Source organism: Maribellus maritimus, from assembly GCF_022267315.1.
GTDB classification, from domain to species: Bacteria; Bacteroidota; Bacteroidia; order Bacteroidales; family Prolixibacteraceae; genus Draconibacterium; species Draconibacterium maritimum.
Window position 1 is genome coordinate 1 of the sequence record NZ_JAIKLE010000014.1, and the last position, 20280, is coordinate 20280.

The 20280-nt window shown below is 40.4% G+C and carries 12 protein-coding genes; all 12 read left to right on the forward strand.

All coding sequences use genetic code 11. The features are described 5' to 3' along the window. The coding region (locus tag K5G00_RS13620; RefSeq protein ID WP_238766708.1) for a glycosylhydrolase-like jelly roll fold domain-containing protein at positions 1–427 on the forward strand (427 nt) is incomplete at its 5' end. 53 nt (positions 428–480) lie between these two features. Then, positions 481–2493 carry a right-handed parallel beta-helix repeat-containing protein gene (locus K5G00_RS13625; RefSeq protein WP_238766709.1) on the forward strand — a complete coding sequence of 671 codons (2013 nt, stop codon included), beginning with the start codon at positions 481–483 and terminating at the stop codon, positions 2491–2493. Positions 2494–2521: 28 nt separating this feature from the next. Next, positions 2522–4009, forward strand: coding sequence for a glycoside hydrolase family protein (locus K5G00_RS13630; RefSeq protein ID WP_238766710.1), 1488 nt, complete (start codon positions 2522–2524; stop codon positions 4007–4009). A gap of 6 nt (positions 4010–4015) precedes the next feature. After that, positions 4016–4801, forward strand: coding sequence for a polysaccharide deacetylase family protein (locus tag K5G00_RS13635; protein ID WP_238766711.1), 786 nt, complete (start codon positions 4016–4018; stop codon positions 4799–4801). A gap of 75 nt (positions 4802–4876) precedes the next feature. Continuing rightward, positions 4877–8122, forward strand: a complete 3246-nt coding sequence (locus K5G00_RS13640) for a glycosyl hydrolase (RefSeq protein ID WP_238766713.1) — start codon at positions 4877–4879, stop codon at positions 8120–8122. Between the two features lie 11 nt (positions 8123–8133). Continuing rightward, positions 8134–9942 (forward strand): hypothetical protein, encoded by a 1809-nt coding sequence (locus K5G00_RS13645; RefSeq protein WP_238766714.1) that lies wholly within the window; start codon positions 8134–8136, stop codon positions 9940–9942. An 8-nt stretch (positions 9943–9950) separates the two neighbouring features. Beyond that, on the forward strand, positions 9951–10853 hold the full coding sequence (locus K5G00_RS13650; protein ID WP_238766715.1) for an alpha/beta hydrolase: 903 nt from the start codon (positions 9951–9953) through the stop codon (positions 10851–10853). 124 nt (positions 10854–10977) lie between these two features. Beyond that, positions 10978–12156 (forward strand): glycosyltransferase WbsX family protein, encoded by a 1179-nt coding sequence (locus tag K5G00_RS13655; RefSeq protein ID WP_238766716.1) that lies wholly within the window; start codon positions 10978–10980, stop codon positions 12154–12156. After that, on the forward strand, positions 12066–13316 hold the full coding sequence (locus tag K5G00_RS13660; protein WP_238766717.1) for a sialidase family protein: 1251 nt from the start codon (positions 12066–12068) through the stop codon (positions 13314–13316). Before K5G00_RS13655 ends, K5G00_RS13660 begins: the two co-directional genes overlap by 91 nt. 47 nt (positions 13317–13363) lie before the next feature. After that, on the forward strand, positions 13364–15595 hold the full coding sequence (locus tag K5G00_RS13665; RefSeq protein ID WP_238766718.1) for a GH92 family glycosyl hydrolase: 2232 nt from the start codon (positions 13364–13366) through the stop codon (positions 15593–15595). A 193-nt stretch (positions 15596–15788) separates the two neighbouring features. Next, positions 15789–18485: a glycoside hydrolase family 78 protein gene (locus K5G00_RS13670; protein WP_238766719.1), complete on the forward strand. Its 2697-nt coding sequence runs from the start codon at positions 15789–15791 to the stop codon at positions 18483–18485. A gap of 107 nt (positions 18486–18592) precedes the next feature. Then, the gene (locus tag K5G00_RS13675; RefSeq protein WP_238766720.1) at positions 18593–20272 is read left to right on the forward strand and encodes a hypothetical protein; all 1680 of its coding nucleotides are present in this window, start codon (positions 18593–18595) and stop codon (positions 20270–20272) included. Positions 20273–20280: the final 8 nt, after the last annotated feature.

A 20280-nucleotide genomic window follows, 5' to 3' on the forward strand; every position in this document is an offset into this window, starting at 1 on the left:
CGAAAACATTCAGATGGATAGCTTGGAAGCGTGGAAAGACCTTGGGATTTCCCCTGAAGGAAAGGCATTCTCAGGTTCTGCAACCTATTCTGTTTTTTTCAATTTAGATGAAATAAAACCCGAAACGGATTATTTATTGGATTTAGGAAAGGTAGAAATGATTGCAGTTGTGTCATTAAACGGAAAAGAATTACGAACGCTGTGGTCACCGCCATTTCGTTTGAATATAAATGAAGCAATAAAAGAAGGGAAAAATGACCTTACCGTTGAAGTGACAAGCTCCTGGTTTAACCGTCTTGTTTATGATGCCGGGCAGCCGGAAGAAAACAGAAAGACATGGACGATAAGCGGACCACCGATGGATTCTCCTCTAAGAGAAAGTGGATTAATGGGACCCGTATCGCTTTCTGTATTCAAACATTTGTAAAAGAGAAGCATCCTTTTTGTATTTGAATCTAAACAACTAAAATCAAATCAATAATGAAAGTAAAATTATATTGGTATAATCTGGTTCTTGGACTATTTCTGATTTTTTCAGTTTCTTGCTCTAATCAGTCTGAATTTTTTATTTCTCCCGAGGGGAGCGACTTGTATTCCGGGACAGAAGCAAAGCCGTTTAAAAGTTTGAAAAGGGCACAGGAAGCCGTTCGCATTCAATTAAAAGAAAATCCGGGGAAACAAATTATTATTACCGTTAGAGGCGGAAATTATTCAGTAAAAGAGCCGATAATGTTTACTGCCGAAGATTCGGGAACGGAGGACGCTCCGGTAATATACAAAGCAGCAGATGGAGAAGAACCTGTTTTTACCGGAAGTGTGCAGCTTAAAAAATGGAAACCCCTGGATAATGTTAAAAAGTTGAAAATGTTTTCTCCCGAAATTCAAGTCCGCTTATTTGTTACCGATTTAATATTGGAAGGGGTGACGGATTTTGGAGATCCCATAAAAATTGGGAAACGGCCGGAATTGTTTTGCAACGGTAAAATTCAAACACTGGCGCGCTGGCCCAATACGGGTTTTGTAAAAGCCGGAGTGGCCAGAGGAAAAACCGAATTGCCTCCGCACTACATCAAAAATCACGGAAGCAAGGAAGGTGTTTTTGAATATCTTGGAGACCGGCAAGACCAGTGGGCGGAAGAAAATGACGTGCGACTTGGTGGTTACTGGTTTTGGGACTGGAGTGACGAATTCCAAACAGTAGATAAGGTTGACGTAGAATCCCATACTTTTTATCTGAAAGAACCTTTTCATCGTTATGGTTATGGTGACAGTCTTCGTTATTTTGGGTTGAATTTATTTTGTGAAATCGACCAGCCGGGCGAGTGGTATCTCGACAGGCTGGATAACCATTTGTATTGGTGTATGCCTGAAGGTGTTGATCCTAAAAAGGATGAAGTGACACTTTCTGTGTTTAATGCGCCTTATATGGTTGAAATTCGGGATTGTTCAAATTTAAAACTTCAGGGACTGACTTTCCGCGAGGGAAGGGGAAGTGCAATTTTAGTAAGCGAAGGCAAAAATTGTTTGATTGCTGATTGCCGCGTGGAACGTTTCGGCCAGGACGGAATTCATATCGATGGAGGTTCTAACGATGGAATTTCCGGTTGCTATTTAAGTACTTTCGGATGTGCCGGAATTAGCATCAAAGGCGGCGATAGGAAAACACTTACTCCTGCCAATCATTTTGTTGAAAATACCATTGTCAGCGATTTTTCATTGTTTCATAGAACCTACGAACCGGCGGTTTATGTGGCCGGTTGTGGCATCTCTCTCAGACATAATTGTTTTCAAAATTCATCTTCATCAGCGATGCGTTTAGAGGGAAATGATATAACCGTTGAGTACAATGAAATCAGTCATGTTGTAAACGAGTCGGATGATCAGGGAGGACTTGATATGTGGTATAATCCGTCTTACCGTGGAACTGTTGTGCAGTACAATTACTGGCACGACATTAAAGGGGGCACTGTTCACGGTGCTGCCGGTGTTCGTCTCGATGATATGATTTCAGGTGTGAAAATTTATGGAAACGTTTTTGAACGCTGCGGTGCACGGCATTTCGGAGGTGTGCAAATTCATGGAGGAAAAGACAATCTGGTCGAAAACAATCTTTTTTATAATTGTCTGGCTGCTGTTAGCCTTTCTCCCTGGAAAGGAAACCGGTGGGCCGAAGGTTTGGAATCTCCGGTAATCCAAAAGAAAATGTATAACGATGTGGATATTCGTTCTGAATTGTATCAGCAAAAATACCCTGAATTAAAATCGATTCGGGAGAATCCCAATCAAAATACAATTAAAAATAATCTTGTCGTTGATTGCGAGCAGGTGTTGTTAAAAGACGGAGGATTTAATATTGTTGAAAATAATACGGCAATAAATTCAGAAGGAAAATCAGCCACGGAATTTTGCAAAGCGGATATTTTGAAAGAATATGGATTAGAACCGATTCCTTTTAGCGAGATTGGCCTAAAGAACAATAAGTGGATAAATTGAGAAATTTTCACGAACAAATTGATTTTATATGAAAGATATTTCAAAAAGATGTCTCAGACTCGCAGGATTCGGTTTTATATTTATAACTGTTCTTCTTTTTACAAACGCTTTTGTGTGTAAGGCTCAATCTGTAATTCGAATTGATGCCAGGAGGGAGCTTTTTGTTGATTCGCTTTTGATTGAGAAACTAAATAATGCAACTCTAAAATTAAATCATCCGCGAAATGAAGGACAGGTGTTTAATTTTGATAAACCATGGGAAGGAAATTTTAGCGCATATTGTACCATTCTGAAAGATGGCGATTTGTTCCGGGCTTATTACCGGGGATTGCGGGAAGCTGGTAATGATGGAAAAGATGCTGAAGTAACGTGTTACGCTGAATCACGCGATGGTATTATCTGGGAAAAATCAAATCTGCACCTTTATGAGATGAAAGGAACCATGGACAACAATGTAATTCTGGCGCATGCTGCTCCCGTAACACATAATTTCAGCCCGTTTATTGATTCTAATCCAAATGTAAAACCAGAACAGAAATACAAAGCGCTGGGAGGAACAAAAAAAAACGGATTAATAGCCTATGTTTCAGCAGATGGAATTCACTGGATAAAATTGCAGGAAGAGCCGGTTTTTACCAAAGGACTTTTTGACTCACAAAACGTAGCTTTCTGGTCAGAATCAGAACAAAAATATGTCTGCTATTTCCGTATTTGGTCGGGCGAAGGTTATAAGGGATTTCGAAGTGTCGGGCGAACCACTTCTGACGATTTTATCCACTGGACAGAGCCCGAGGCAATGACTTTCGGAGATACGCCAATGGAGCATTTATACACGCAGCAGACCAGTCCGTATTACCGTGCGCCGCATATTTATTTGGCAATCGGTGCACGTTTTATGCCCAACAGGCAGGTGCTAACCGAGGAGCAGGCACTTGCCCTGGAAGTTAACCCGGATTATTTTAAAGATTGTTCCGACGCTTTTTTTATGACCAGTCGAGGCGGGAATAAATACGACCGCACATTTATGGAATCGTTTATCCGTCCGGGAATTGGTTTGCAGAATTGGGTTTCACGATCCAATTATCCGGCGTTGAATGTGGTGCAAACCAGCCCAACAGAAATCTCGGTTTATGTAAACGAAAATTATGCACAACCGACTGCTTTTTTGAATCGTTATTCTTTGCGTATTGATGGATTTGTTTCGCTTGCTGCAGGGTATGGTGGAGGTGAATTGCAAACAAAACCTTTTATTTTTCAAGGAAAGGAATTGGAAATTAATTATTCCACTTCGGCAGCGGGAGGAATTAAAATAGAAATTCAGAATGAAGATGGAGAGCCTGTTCCTGGTTTTACAATAAATGATTGCCAGGAAATAATTGGCAACGAGATTAGCAGAATTGTGACCTGGAATGGAAAAACTGATGTTGGAAGTCTTGCCGGAAAGCCGGTACGTTTGTATATTTATTTAAAAGATGCTGATTTGTTTTCTTTTAAATTCACTAGCAAGGAAAATTAGAATCAAATGAAAAACATATTCTTTTTATTCGCGATTGCAACTTCTTTTACAATAAAAGGACAGGTTCAAAAACAAAACCTTCCCGACAAAATTGTGTTTTTAACATTCGATGATGCTGTGGTCAGCCAGTACAATTTTGTTGCGCCCTTACTAAAAAAACACGGATTTGGTGCTACGTTTTATATATGCGAATTTCCACCCAATTTTGGCGATACTACAAAATATATGGATTGGCAAATGATTAAAAAACTGGATGATATGGGATTTGAAATTGCAAACCACACGCGCACTCATCCTGCTGTTGCAAAATTGTCGAAAGAAGAGTTACTAAAAGAACTGAATTACATAGAAGACAAGTGTGAGGAGTTGGGTATTAATAAGCCCGAAACTTTTGCCTACCCCGGATACAGCTTAAGCCAATCAGTAATGGATGTGTTATCAGAAAAAGGTTACCTTTTTGCTCGTGCTGGTGGCAGCCGTGTATATAAACCGGAATCGGATTATCCTTTGCTGGTGCCGAGTTGGGCAATGAATGCTGAAAATAAAACGCAAATAATGGAGGCTTTGAAACAGGCAGGAGAAGGTAAAATTGTTGTGTTAACCATTCATGGAGTGCCCGATATAGAACATCCGTGGGTGAATACACCTCCTGAATTGTTTGAACAATATGTCAATTATCTTGCTGAAAATGATTTTACAGTAGTTGCTTTGCGCGATTTGGGAAAATATATTGATGTTGAAAATGCAATGAAAAAATTAATAGCTGATTTAACAAAACCGCTGAAAAATTAAGTTGAGCATTCTGTCAAAATTGGATTTTATGAAAAAAACAGAACAACCAAAAATTGGAACCAAAAGCTAAACCTAATGAAAAAGAATTATTATCCGCTTTGTATTTTTATATTACTGGTAGTCTATTTTGTTTCCTGTTCAATTGATAAAAAGAATATCTCAGCTGGGGCATTGGAACAGAGTTTTGTAAGCCCACCTGATTCGGTTCGTATCGGTGTTTACTGGTACTGGATTTCTGACCACATTTCAGAAGAGGGTGTGGTGAAAGATTTACAGGCGATGAAAAACGCTGGAATTACCCGGGCTTTTATCGGGAATATCGGTTTAGATGAAATGCCAGCCGGGAAAGTAAAAATGTTTAGCGATGAGTGGTGGAAAATTTTGCACACAACATTAAAAACAGCAACAGAATTGGGGATTGATATCGGTATCTTTAATTCGCCCGGTTGGAGCCAGAGTGGCGGTCCGTGGGTAAAACCGGAAGAAGCTATGCGTTACCTTGCCAGTTCTGAACTTTGGGTAAGTGGGCCCGGAAAAATAAATCAAAAGTTAAAACAGCCCACCGATTTTTTTCAGGATGTAAAAACCGTTGCCTGGCCAGTTCCCAAAGAGAATCAATTGATATTACAAAATTCAAATGCGGAGATTTTTTCTAATCCGAAAATCTCAAACATAAAAAGCGTATTGGACGAGGATGATGGAACAGGTATTGAGTTTCCGCGAGGTGAAACTTTTTTTGTAGATATAAACAGCAAAGAATCTTTTACAGCACGCAGCCTTTCTGTTCAAACAACGAAAACGCCATTTAAAGCAAATGCCGCTTTTCAGGTTCAAAATGGGGAAGGAATATTTCAAACAATTTCAGAATTCGAGATTGACCGTTCAAATCCTGAATTGCATGTTGGTTTTAAACCCTATGCGCCGGTGGTAATTTCTTTCTCCGAGATAACGGCCAGAAATTTCAGGTTGATAATAAAAAATTACATTGAAAACAGCGGGGTAGCAGAAATTGTTGTCTCTTCATCGCCGCGGGTAGAACGTTATGCAGAGAAAACGCTGGCTAAGATGTTTCAAACACCGTTGCCCTACTGGGAGGAATATCAGTGGGGAAAACAAGCTGAACCTGTTGATAAATCAACAGTTATTGACGCTTCAAAAGTGGTTGATATTTCAGAATTTCTGGCAGAAGACGGAACGTTAACCTGGGATGTGCCGGAAGGTGATTGGGTAATTTTGCGCACTGGAATGACTCCAACAGGAGTGAAAAACAGTCCTGCCTCACCTGAGGCGACAGGTTTGGAAATTGACAAAATGAGTAAAGAGCATATAAAAAAACACTTTGACAGTTTTATTGGCGAAATTTTAAAACGTATTCCCGAAGCCGACAGAAAATGTTTTAAAGAGGTAGTTCAGGACAGCTACGAAATGGGCGGACAAAATTTTACCGATGATTTTATGAATGAATTCCAGGAACGGTACAATTATGATCCGCTTCCGTTTTTGCTTGTTTATAACGGTTTTGTGGTTGAAAGTCAATTGGCATCCGACCGTTTTTTGTGGGATATGCGCCGCATGGTAGCCGATAAAGTAGCTTACGATTACGTTGGTGGTTTACGGGATGCATGTCATGAATACGGATTAAAAACCTGGCTTGAAAATTATGGTCACTGGGGTTTTCCGGGCGAGTTTTTGATGTATGGCGGGCAATCGGATGGAATTGGAGGCGAGTTCTGGAGTGAAGGCGATTTGGGAAATATAGAAAACCGTGCAGCAACTTCCTGCGGACATATTTATGGAAAAATAAAAATTTCAGCGGAATCAAATACTTGCGGAGGGCCGGCTTTTAGTCGTTACCCTGCAATGTTTAAACAGCGCGGCGACCGTTTTTTTGCTGAAGGAATTAACAATACAATTTTACATGTTTATGTTTCTCAACCTTACGAAGACAAAAATCCGGGGGTGAATGCTTGGTTTGGCAACGAATTCAACCGAAAGAACACCTGGTTTTCGCAAATGGATGTTTACACGGACTATTTAAAACGAATCAACTTTATGCTTCAGCAGGGACTAAACATGGCTGATGCTGCTTATTTTATTGGGGAAGATACACCCAAAATGACTGGAATTGCCGATCCGGAACTTCCGGTTGGATATCAGTTTGATTATATAAATGCGGAGGTTATTGAAAAATACATGACAGTTGAAAATGGTTTGCTCACTCTTCCGCACGGAACACAGTACCGCATTTTGGTTCTTCCAAAATTGGAAACGATGCGCCCAGAGTTGCTGCAAAAAATAAAACAACTGGTTACTGATGGTGCTATTGTTTTGGGACCGGCTCCAAACCGTTCACCCAGTCTTCAAAATCAACCGGAAGCCGACGAACAGGTAAAACAAATGGCTGAAGAATTATGGGGAGATGTTGACGGAAAAAAAGTTAAAGCGCATTCTTTTGGAAAGGGAATGATTTTAAATGGACTGACAATGGAAGAAGCACTTGATATTATTCGCTGCATCCCCGACTGCAAACTGCCTCAGGATAAAAGTATTCACTTTGGACATCGTAAACTGGAAAATGTAGATATCTACTTTGTCTCGAACCAAACAGCAGAAATCCAGACCTTTTCGCCTGAATTCAGAGTAATTAAAAAACAACCGGAATTGTGGAACGCCACTGATGGAAAAGTTCGCAATCTTCCTGTATTTGAGCAAACCGAAAATGGAATAGAAGTACCGCTGAAATTGGCTCCTTATGAAAGTGTGTTTATTGTTTTCAGAGGAAAAGCTACAAAAGTCGCTGAAACTGACTTGCGGGCTAACTTCCCTGAATCCGAAGTTTTAGTTAAGTTGAATGGTCCTTGGTCAGTTCTGTTTGATGCTTCTATGCGAGGCCCGGAGAAGCCCGTTGTTTTTAATTCGCTGCAGGATTGGACTTCTTCATCAGACGAAAAAATAAAATATTATTCGGGAACCGCAGTTTATACCAGCAAATTTAATTTAGATGAATTGCCAGCCAACGAGCAGTTTTTTATTGATTTAGGGGAAGTATCGGCAATGGCAAAAGTTACAGTAAACGACATTTATGTTGGAGGAGTGTGGACTCCGCCGTATCAGATCAATATTTCAAAAGCAATAAAAGCCGGAGAGAATGAAGTAAAGATTGAGGTTGTAAATACCTGGGTAAACCGTCTGATTGGCGACCAGAATTTGCCGGAAAATGAAAGAAAAACCTGGTGCTTGGTAAATCCATACAAAGCAGATAGTCAATTACAGTCATCCGGTTTGTTGGGGCCGGTTATCGTTTCAAGTATCAAATATTAGATAATATTAAAATGAAGCGAAATATAAAAATTGCTAACTTTAATTCTTTATGTGTCGTTTTTTGTTTCCTGATGGTTTTATTTTCAGGATGTACAAAAAATAAGACCGAAGATTATTTCCCTGACAGATTTGTTCCGCAACCTTTAGCCGGAACGGATGAATTGGGACGAATTTTGCCATTGAACGATGATGTTGGAAATCCAAAACCAAACCGGCAGGTGGGGATTTTCTATTTTTTGTGGCAGGGGGATGGTACTGCTGAGATACATTGGGATTTGAGTGAGATTATCCCAAATCATCCCGAGGTATTGGAAGACTATGATAATCCTAAATGGGGGTTGCCGGTTTATCACAAAGGAGGGAAAGTTGGCATGTATTTCTGGGGGAAGCCTATTTACGGTTATTACCGAGGTGATGATTATTGGGTGCACCTGCGAAGTATGCAGCTTTTAACCGATGCCGGTGTCGATTTTGTTGTAATTGACGCCACTAACGGCCCAATTTATCCGGCTCAGTCGGAAGCTTTAATGAGAGCGATGGACACAATCAGGGAGCAGGGAAAAGATCCTCCCAAAATTGTTTATTATACCAATACGAAGTCGGGTGAGACAATGCAGAAGATTTACGATACTTACTATAAGCCAGAAGCTCTGTATTACCATCCTGATTGCTGGTATTATCTCGATGGAAAGCCTTTAATTATTGGAATTTCAGCGGAAGCTGCCGAGCATAGTTATCAGAATTTTTTCACCTTCCGAGAGTCGCAGTGGCCTAACGAAAGCCAAAAAGTGAACGGTTGGCCATGGATTTCTTTTACTCGTCCGCAAAAAGTGCATTACAACAAAAATGGAGAAGCAGAGATTATGAATGTTTCTGTGTGCCAGCATCCAAATCCCGGAGCAGGTATGGGAGGTTCAGCATTTTATGGAAATATGGATAATTGGGGTCGGAGTTATCAAAACGGTTCGCATGGAAATCCTGAAACCGATATTTTTTATGGTTATAATTTTCAGGAACAATGGGATTACGCATTAAAACAGAATGTTCCTTTTATTTTCATAACAGGTTGGAATGAATGGGTTGCCGGCAGATGGGACAGTAAAGATGGAAATCCCGAACACTCGTGGTTTTGCGATCAGGCCAGCCCCGAATATAGTCGCGATATTGAACCAACGCGAACAGCAGGTTTAAACGACAACTATTACATGCAGATGGTGGCGAATATCCGTCGTTATAAAGGGATGGCTCCGCTTCCCAATGTCAGCAAACAAAAAACAATAAAATCGTTCGACGACTGGGAGAATGTATTTCCTGTTTACAACGATTATATTAGCGATACACAGGCGCGTAGTCATCCGGGGGCAGAATCAAATCCTAAAAAAAATTATATCAATAAAACCGGACGCAATGATTTTCAGCGAATGAAGGTGACCAATGATAAAAGAAACATTTTCTTTTTTGTGCAAACTGGGGAAGATATAACAGCAAAAAGTGGCAGCAACTGGATGAACTTGTATATTGATTGCGACAGAAAGGCCAATACCGGATGGTTTGGCTATGATTATAGAATAACCAATGGAAATCAGTTGCAGGAATATAAAAATAAGCAATGGAAAACAATTGCAGAGCTTATATCTCAAATAGGAAAAGATAAATTGATGTATACAATCCCTCTTAAAGAATTAGGAATCACAAACAAGCCTAATCTGGAATTTAAATGGTCTGATAATATGCAGAATAATACTGATCCGCTTGATTGGTATGTTAATGGAGATGTTGCTCCCGGAGGACGTTTTAATTTTATTTATACCAGAAAATAGTGTTTAATATGAAGAAATTTTTGTCTTTAATTTTGTTTGTTCACTTTGTCTGTTTCACAGGACTTGCTCAACAGGTAATTCCATTATATGATGGGGCAATTCCGGGAGAAATTCCGGCAGAGAATACAGAGGTTGACAATAATGGGATTTTTAGTAAAATTTCGAAACCCGAGCTTACGATATATATTCCTGAAAACAGTGATACGGGAAAAACTGCAATTATAATTTGTCCGGGAGGAGGTTACGGAGTTGTGTGTGCCAGTTACGAAGGACATAAGATTGCCCGCGCGATGAATGAAAAAGGAGTGGCTGCTTTTGTGTTAAAATATCGTTTACCCAGCGACCGGACATGCAGCGATAAATCCATCGCACCCTTGCAAGATGCTCAGCGAGCTATTAAAATTGTACGCGATAATGCTGAGAAATGGGGGATAAATCAGAATAAAATTGGAATTATGGGTTTTTCTGCAGGCGGGCATTTGGCTTCAACAGCTGGAACGCATTTCTCGAAAAATTATGTTCAAAATGATGAATCAACGAGTTTGCGTCCTGACTTTATGATGCTTATTTATCCTGTTATTTCTATGCAACCGGGTTTAACACACGCCGGCTCGTGCAGAAATTTGCTGGGTGAAAATCCAGATTCGGAATTAATCGAATTATTTTCCAACGAAAAACAAGTGACGGAGAATACACCTCCGGCTTTTTTGACGCATGCGATGGATGATGATGTGGTCCCGGTTGAAAACAGCATCCGGTTTTACGAAGCAATGAAAGAAAAAAATGTGCCGACAGATATGCATTTGTTTTCAACCGGCAAACATGGTTTTCCGCTTGAACCTGCAAAATCCAACTGGTTCGGTTATGCATTTCAATGGATGAGGGAAAAGCAACTCATCGGCGATAGATAAGTTTTATTCAAAAGATGAATTTTGAAAAGAATCCAAACGGAACAATTAAAATTACATTGAAAGCACTTGGTAGAGTGACGATAATATATTAGATATATATTAACGAAAAATTATAATCCATTTTATGAAAAAATTACTAGTTTTTTATTTGCTCATTTGCTGTTTTGCAGCGTCAAAAGCACAGGAAAAAGAATCAGGAAAATACGATGTTGCGGCTTTTGTCTGGCCGTCGTATCATCCTGATGAACGGGCAAAAATATTTTGGCCGGAAGGGATTGGAGAATGGCAAACGGTAAAAAGTAATCAATCCAAATTTGAAGGCCATGAACAGCCACGTTATCCGCTTTGGGGGTATATAAATGAAGCGGATCCCTATGTGGCAGAAATGGAAATTAACGCGGCTGCCGACCACGGAGTAAATGTGTTTATCTTCGATTGGTACTGGTACGACAGAATGCCGTTCTTGGAAGGTCATTTAAATGATGGTTATTTGAAAGCCAGAAACAACGACCGGGTGAAATTTTACCTCATGTGGGCGAACCACGACGTGAATATGACCTGGGACAAACGAAACGCCGGGAAACCAAACGATGCCCTGATTTGGAAAGGCTCGGTCGATCGAAAAGAGTTTGAAGTGATTTGCCATCGGGTGATCAAAAATTATTTTTCACATCCTTCTTATTACAAAGTGGATGGAAAGCCGAGTTTTATGATTTACGACTTAAATATACTGATTCAGGGATTGGGTGGAGTTGAAAATACAAAAGATGCATTTGAATGGTTCCGGAATGAAACAAAAAAAGCGGGTTTTAAAGGTCTCGATTTACAACTTACTTTACGCAAAAGCGGGAGTGGTGTAACCGGAATTGCCGGTGATAAAGTAGGCGCACAAAAAGAAGTTATTGAAAAACTCGATTTTGATGGCATAACCCATTACCAGTTTGTACATTTTACGAATGTGAATCGCGATTACAACGAAATTTTAGGTGATGTGGAAAAGGAGTGGAACACGCTGGATACGGAGTATAAAATTCCATACTACGTCCATGTTTCAGTGGGGTGGGACAATAACCCGCGCTTTGAAATGTTTAGAGGTGGAATTGTAAAAAATAATACACCTGAAAATTTTGAGAAAGCACTTCGTAAAGCAAAAGATTTCGTCGATGCTCATCCCGGGCAGGCCCCGCTTATTACAATTAACAGCTGGAATGAATGGACAGAAACCAGTTATTTACAGCCCTGTACGATGTATGGTTACGGTTATTTGAATGCGATAAAGAAAGTGTTTCTGAACGAAAAATAAATCAACAAAACATGCTAAAAAGATTATCAATATTGCTCATTTGTATAGCGTTTTTTTTTATTTCAGCAGGACAGGAAAATAAATCATTTTTCCATCCCCCGCAAATCATAAAAAAATCAGAGTTTAAAAAAAATCAACTACCGGAAAACCGAAAATTTTCAGGAATATCAAGTTTAGCAGTAAGCCCGGGTGGGCGAATATGGTGTATTTGGTATGCAGGAATTACGCCCAAGGAAGATTCAAATAATTATGTTGTCCTGGCAAGTAGTGAAGATCAGGGAAATACATGGGAAGAAGTTCTGGTAATCGACCCCGATGGAGACGGCCCGGTGCGGGCTTTTGATCCGGAAGTTTGGATCGACCCGAACGGCATGCTCTGGGTATTTTGGGCGCAAGCCATTGAGCATGACGGTACAGTGGCCGGTGTTTGGTCGTTAACAGCCACCGAGCCGGACAGTAAAGATCCGCAGTGGTCTGAGCCCCGTCGTTTAACTGATGGAGTGATGATGTGCAAGCCTCTTGTACTTTCCAGTGGAGAATGGTTGTTGCCGGCCTCTACCTGGCGGCTTACAGATTACAGTGCAAAAGCCGTTGTTTCAGCAGATGAAGGAAAAACATGGACGCAACGTGGCGCCGTTGACGTTCCCAAGCAGTTCAGAAATTACGACGAACACATGATTATAGAAAAATACAACGGTGACTTGTGGATGCTGGTGCGCACAAAATACGGAATAGGGAAAAGTATTTCATCAGACAGGGGAAAAAACTGGACGCCTTTAATCCCCTCCAAAATTCAACATCCTGCGGCGCGTTTTTTTATTCGACGTTTAAGTTCAGGAAATCTTTTATTGGTGAAGCACGGGCCAATTGATATGCGAACAGGACGTTCACATTTAATGGCTTTTATTTCAAAAGACGATGGTTTTTCGTGGTCGAATGGTTTGCTTTTGGATGAACGGCCGGGAGTTTCTTATCCCGATGGGCAGCAGACCAGCGATGGAACAATTTATATTACTTACGATTACAATCGCACAAAAGAACAGAATGTTCTTTTTACAAGTTTTACTGAAGACGATGTGCTGACAGGAACCGACCGACAGATTTTGAATGTATTTAAAAATCGGAAAATAGTGAGTAACGGGGGAGGCAGGAAGGACTAAGTTTTTTATCTTTAATTATCATCGTTTAATCAATAAAATACACCTAAATGAAGAAATATATCCTTGCTTTTGTTGCCGTTTCATTTCTGGCAGCATGTGCTCCAAAGAAAAATACCGAAACATTAAGTACTTATGTGAATCCCTTTATTGGAACGGATGCGCACGGACATACCTATCCTGGGCCTCTGATGCCCTGGGGAATGGTGCAGCTTAGTCCGGATACTGGAAACGAAGATTGGGATTGGTGCTCGGGCTACCACAGTTCCGATAATTCCATAATGGGATTTTCGCACAAACATTTGAGTGGAACCGGAATTCCAGATATGGGAGATATTTTACTAATGCCGATGACGGGTGAGCCAAAATTTGAACCCGGAAGTAAGGAAAATCCGGATGGAGGATACCGTTCCCGTTTTTCAAAGGAAAAAGAACATGCAAAGCCAGGTTATTATTCGGTAACTCTCGACGATTACGGTGTTGAAGTGGAGCTGACCGCAAGCAATCGCGTGGGAGTTCATCGTTATACATTTAATAATTCGAAGAACAATTCAGGTTGGATTATTATTGATTTGGGACACGGACTTTCGGATAAAAGTTTGTTTAATCATTTTGAGATTTCAGATGACAGTAAAGTTTCCGGTTACCGGCACTCAACGGCATTTGTCAAAAATCAGCATGTTTTTTTTACTGCCGAATTCTCAAAGCCATTCAAAAGCCACATCTCTTTAATTGATGGAATAAAAGGAAGTGACAAAAAAGGGGAAGGTGAAGTTTGTAAGCTGGCCCTTCAATTTGATGTAAAAGCCAATGAAGAAATTATTGTCAAAGTGGGCATTTCAAATGTGGATGAAGCGGGCGCTGAAAATAATATTTCGAAGGAGATGCCGGGTTGGAATTTTGACAAAATTGCTTCCGATGCCGCTTTGGCCTGGGAAAACAACTTATCAAAAATCAAAATCGACTGCAATGATTCGGATGAAAAGACGATATTTTATACCGCTTTTTATCATAATATGATTTCTCCAAATTTGATTTCTGATGCCGATGGAAGATACCGCGGATGGGACGGAGAAGTGCACAAAAGCACACAGGAGTTTTATACCAATTATTCGCTTTGGGATACCTATCGCGGCGTTCATCCTTTTGTGGGATTGATGTTTCCGGAGATGGATGAAAAGTTCATCAATTCCATGTTACAGCGTTACAAGGAAATTGGTGAATTACCAATCAATGAATATGGAATTAATGAAACCTTTGCGATGATCGGACATCATGCAATTCCTGTTCTTGCAGATGCCATGATAAATGGTTTTGGAAAATTCGATAAAAAGTTGGCGTATAAAGCGGCAAAACATGCCCAGACTACCGATGATTTTAATATGAAAGCCGATTGGGAAAAGTACATGAGATACGGTTATTTGCCTTCCGATTCGATTATTGTGGAGTCGGTTTCCCGAACGCTTGAATTTGCTTATAACGATTGGTGTGTGGCTCAGATGGCAAAATACTTGGGATATACTGAAGATGCACAGTATTTCACAAAAAGATCTCAGTTCTATCGGAATGTTTTTGACGAAAAAACAAAATTGATGCGGGGACGAAATTCGGATGGAGCTTGGGTTACGCCTTTTGATAAGTTCAAAGTTTCGCACGCAGGAACCGGTGGCGGCGATTACACAGAAGCAAATGCCTGGCAATACACTTGGCATGTACAGCATGATATCCCCGGTTTGATCAATTTGATGGGTGGAAGTGAGTCTTTTGTAACCAAGCTCGATTCTTTGTTCGCATTCAATTCGGATGTTTACGGAGATGGTCTAACGTTGGATGTAACCGGGTTAATCGGACAGTATGCACATGGAAACGAACCCTGTCATCATGTACCTTACCTTTATAATGTAGCAGGTGTACCTTGGAAAACACAGGAAAGAGTGAGCGAGATAAAAAATACATTGTATCATAATTCCCGCGACGGCCTTTGTGGAAACGATGACTGTGGCCAGCTTTCAGTATGGTATCTGTGGGGAGCGCTCGGATTTTATCCGGTTTGCCCCGGAGACGATTATTATTTGATCGGTTCTCCATCGTTTCCAAAAGCTACGCTTGAACTTTCCAACGGAAAAACATTCGTAGTTGGTGCTCAAAATGCGACTAAACAAAACATTTACATTCAGTCGATGGAACTAAACGGGCAAGATTATTCCAATTACGAACTCAAAGTAAAAGATGTTCTTGCCGGCGGACAATTAGATTTTGTTTTGGCGGCTTCACCTAAATAGAATTATAGAATAGTTTTGGGTAAGGAAAAAATCTCTTCGGGCATTGCTCTGGAGATTTTTATATTGAGAGAGGAATCAAAATTGATAAAGGTACTTTTCAAAGATTCTTAGTTTATTATAATCCGTAATTTTATAACTTACCTCCGAATTTATTCTTCAGTTGAAATCCTATTTCCAACTAAATAAAAAAACAATGAAAAACACTTTACTTCTTTTAATATTTATTAGCATTTTTTCTCTGAATAATCATGTTCAAGCTGATGTCACTGTTACCAATTTGAAATGTGAATACCTGGTCAATCCCATAGGATTGGACACAAAAAGTCCGCGGCTCTCCTGGCAAATTATTTCTGAAAAAACAGGTATTGAACAACAAGCCTATAAAATAATTGTAGGAACCGATTCTAAAAAAATAGTTGCAGGCGAAGGTGATTCCTGGGATTCGGGAATCATTGAATCTTCAACAATTCCGGCGGTCTATCAGGGAGAAGAGCTTCAACCTTTTACTGGCTATTTCTGGAAAGTAAAAGTTCAGTTGCAGGATGGAAGCTGGTCCGATTATTCTGAAATCGCCAGTTTTGAAACAGGTATGATGGGACAGCACAACTGGAAAGGAGCCTGGATTTCGGATAGCCATGATTTTAATATAAAACCAGCGCCTTATTTCCGCAAAGAATTTAGTTTGGGCAAAAAGATAAAATCAGCGCGTGCATATATTGCAGTGGGTGGTCTATATGAACTATATCTGAACGGAGAAAAAGTTGGGAATCATCGTCTCGATCCGATGTATACCCGTTTTGATCGCCGCACACTTTATGTAACTTACGATGTGACTGAGAATTTGACCAACGGTGAAAATGCAGTGGGTGTTATTTTGGGAAACGGCTGGTACAACCATCAATCTACTGCGGTTTGGTATTTTGAAAAAGCACCGTGGCGTGCCCGTCCGAAATTTTGTATGGATTTGCGCATAACATATGCAGATGATTCCGAAGAAATAGTTTCCACAAACAGCGATTGGAAAACTTCGCTTTCGCCGGTGATTTTTAACAGTATTTATACTGCTGAACATTACGATGCGCGACTGGAACAAACCGGTTGGAACAAACCCGGATTTGACGACAAAAAATGGGACGGTTCGATGTTAACTAACGCTCCGTCAAAAAATATCGTTGCCCAGGTAATGCACCCCATTCGGAATGTGACTGAAATTCCTGCTCAAAAAGTAACAAAGTTTAGCGATACCAATTACGTGGTAGATTTTGGCCGGAATATGGCCGGTGTAACGAAATTGAAAATAAAAGGAGCGGAAGGAACAACTGTTCGTTTAAAACACGGCGAACGTTTATATGAAGATGGTCATGTGGATATGTCAAATATCGATGTGCATTACCGCCCAACAAATGATTCAGATCCATTTCAAACCGACATCGTAATTCTTAGTGGAAAGGACGATGTTTTTATGCCCAAATTTAATTACAAAGGCTTCCAGTATGTAGAAATAACTTCTGATAAGCCCATTAAATTTTCAGAAGAAAATCTGATAGCTTATTTTATGCATAGCGATGTTCCTCCGGTAGGGGAAATAAATTCTTCCAACGATGTGCTGAATAAAACCTGGAAAGCAGCAAATTCTTCGTATTTGTCCAATTTATTTGGTTATCCAACTGACTGCCCGCAGCGTGAAAAAAATGGCTGGACGGGCGATGCACAAATCAATATTGAAACCGGATTGTATAATTTCGAAGCAATTACGATTTATGAAAAATGGATGGCCGACCACCGCGATGAACAACAACCCAACGGTGTACTACCTGCAATTGTTCCTACCGATGGCTGGGGTTATACTTGGGCAAACGGACCTGATTGGACAAGTACCATTGCCATTATTCCGTGGAATGTGTATCTGTTTTACGGCGACAAAAAGATTCTGGCAGACTGCTATGAAAATATCAAGTTGTATGTCGACCATATTGATGAATTGTACCCAAGTGGAGTTACGGACTGGGGCCTTGGCGACTGGGTTCCGGTAAAATCGGAAGCGCCAAAGGAATTTACATCCACGGCCTATTATTTTGTTGATGCGACTATTCTCGCAAAAGTAGCCGCCATTTTAGGAAAAGGTGTAGATGCAGAGAAATATTTTGCGCTGGCCGAAAAAATCAAAAGTGCATTAAATAAAAAATATCTGAATCGGGAAACCGGTATTTATGGCGATGGCTTGCAAACCGAATTGAGTTTTCCGTTGCAGTGGAATTTTGTTCCTGATGACATGCGTGAAAAAGTTGCAGCAAATCTGGCAAAACGGGTGGAAGCCGACGACAATCACATTGATGTAGGTTTGTTGGGAACAAAAGCCATTTTAAATGCCATGAGCGAAAATGGTTATGCTGATTTGGCCTACAAAGTAGCATCGCAGGAAACTTTTCCTTCGTGGGGATGGTGGATTGTAAACGGCGCTACTACGTTTTACGAAAACTGGCCGCTAGATGCTTCGCGCGATATTTCGATGAATCACATTATGTTTGGCGAAATTGATGCCTGGTACTACAAAGCACTTGGCGGCATTTTCCCCGATGAAAAGAATCCTGGGTTTAAAAATGTTATTTTGAAACCCAGTTTTGTTGAAGACCTCGACCATTTTACGGCAAAACATAAAAGTCCTTACGGTGAAATTGTTTCCTCGTGGAAGAAATCGGGAAAAACAGTTACTTACAATGTTGTTGTTCCCGCCAATAGTACCGCAACCGTATACTTGGATGGGAAAAATGTAAAAGAAAGTGGTAAAGATATTTTGACAAATCCAACCATTCAGGTGGTTCAAAAGAATGAGAATAAAACCGTCCTGCAACTGGCATCGGGTTCTTATTCTTTTACTATTAAATGGTAAGTTTTTCAATGTCAATAATTAACCCCGGACTTCAGTCTGGGGTTAAGATAAAGAATAGGGCACTGGCCCAAATTTGAAAAAGCCAACAAAACCTAAAAATCAACCAAATGAAATCGATGCAGAATTCCTTTTACTTTTTTTTCCTGGTAACACTGCTTTTTTCGTGTGCAACGCCAAAAGAAAAAGAGGCTCAAGCCGAACCGGAAACGGAGAAACCTAAAATTGTTAATATTATAAATTTTATTCGTTTGCTGGAACCAAGAAGCGAGGAAATCACAGAAGATGTGTTATATCAAACAGTGGTTCAGCAAGTGGAAATGATGAAGGAATATCATTTGGGCGGTACCTTTTTATTGCAGTACGATGCATTGATGGATTCCCGTTATCAGGAACTTTTAAAAAGTTTACCCGACAGCTCTTTTGAAATTGGTGGCTGGTTTGAAATTCCGCAGCCGCTGGTTGAAAACGCCGGAATGAAATGGCGCGGTCGTTATCCGTGGGATTGGCATGCTGATGTGGGATTTGCCACCGGCTATACTCCCGAAGAGCGTGAAAAACTGGTAGATGTTTATATGGAAGATTTTAAAATGATTTTTGGATATTATCCTAAATCCATGGGATGCTGGTTTATCGATGCGCACTCGTTGGAATACATGTACGAAAAATATGGAATTGTGGCCTCGTGCAATTGTAAAGACCAAGTGGGAACCGATGGTTACACCATGTGGGGCGGCTACTGGAATCAGGCGTATTATCCAAGTCGGAAAAACGCGTACATGCCCGCACAAAACAGCGAGAATCAAATTCCGGTTCCCATTTTCCGAATGTTGGGAAGCGACCCGGTTTATCAATACGACGACGGTTTGGGAAATGAGCGTCAGGGCGTTGTTTCGCTGGAGCCGGTTTACAAAAAAGGGGGCGGTGATTCAACATGGGTGAACTGGTATTTTAAACATTTTGTGGAAGGCGAGAGTTTGGAATATGCTTATGTACAGGCCGGACAGGAAAACTCTTTTACTTGGGAGCGGATACAAAAAGGATTTGAAATTCAACTGCCATTGATTGCCCGGTTGCGCCATGAAAATAAAGTAAAAGTAGAAACGCTGGCCGAGTCGGGAGAGTGGTTTAGAAAGAATTACCAAACAACGCCGGCAACCTCGGTTTCTGTTTTGGAAGATTTGCCCGGAAAAAACAAAAAAACGTTGTGGTTTAACAGTCGCTTTTACCGTAGCAATTTACTTTGGCAAAACGGCGAGCTTTTCTTTCGCGACATTCAGCTTTTTGATGAAAACATGGAATCGCTGTATCTGAATAAAAAAGGAACGTCAAACCAGTGCCTCTATTTTGCTTTGCCTTTTGTTGACGGATATTTTTGGAGCAATTCCGAGCAGCGCGCAGGCCTCCGATTTAAAGCTTTGATTGACGGGAAAGAAATTTTTTTGAAAGGCAAGCAAATTTCAACGTCTGAACCTGAAAAAGGAACTTTACAAGTATTCTGGACATTGAATGACGAACTTGGAACGTTTTCTGTCGAAATGAATGAAAAGAATCTCGAAATTTACTTGGACAGTAAACAGGAAATTAACTGGTTTTTGGATTTAAATGTAGTTGAAAATGCCGACTTGCCTTTTATTGAAATCACTCCGCAAGAAATCACCAGCGAATTCAAAGGAATGAAATATGCAGTAACAGCTTCAAAAGGAGAAATTTCTATTCCTCAAAATGGAAATGTTTTTCGAATTACCCCACAGGAAAATACTCTTATCTTGAATTTTTCTAAAAAGTGATGATTTTG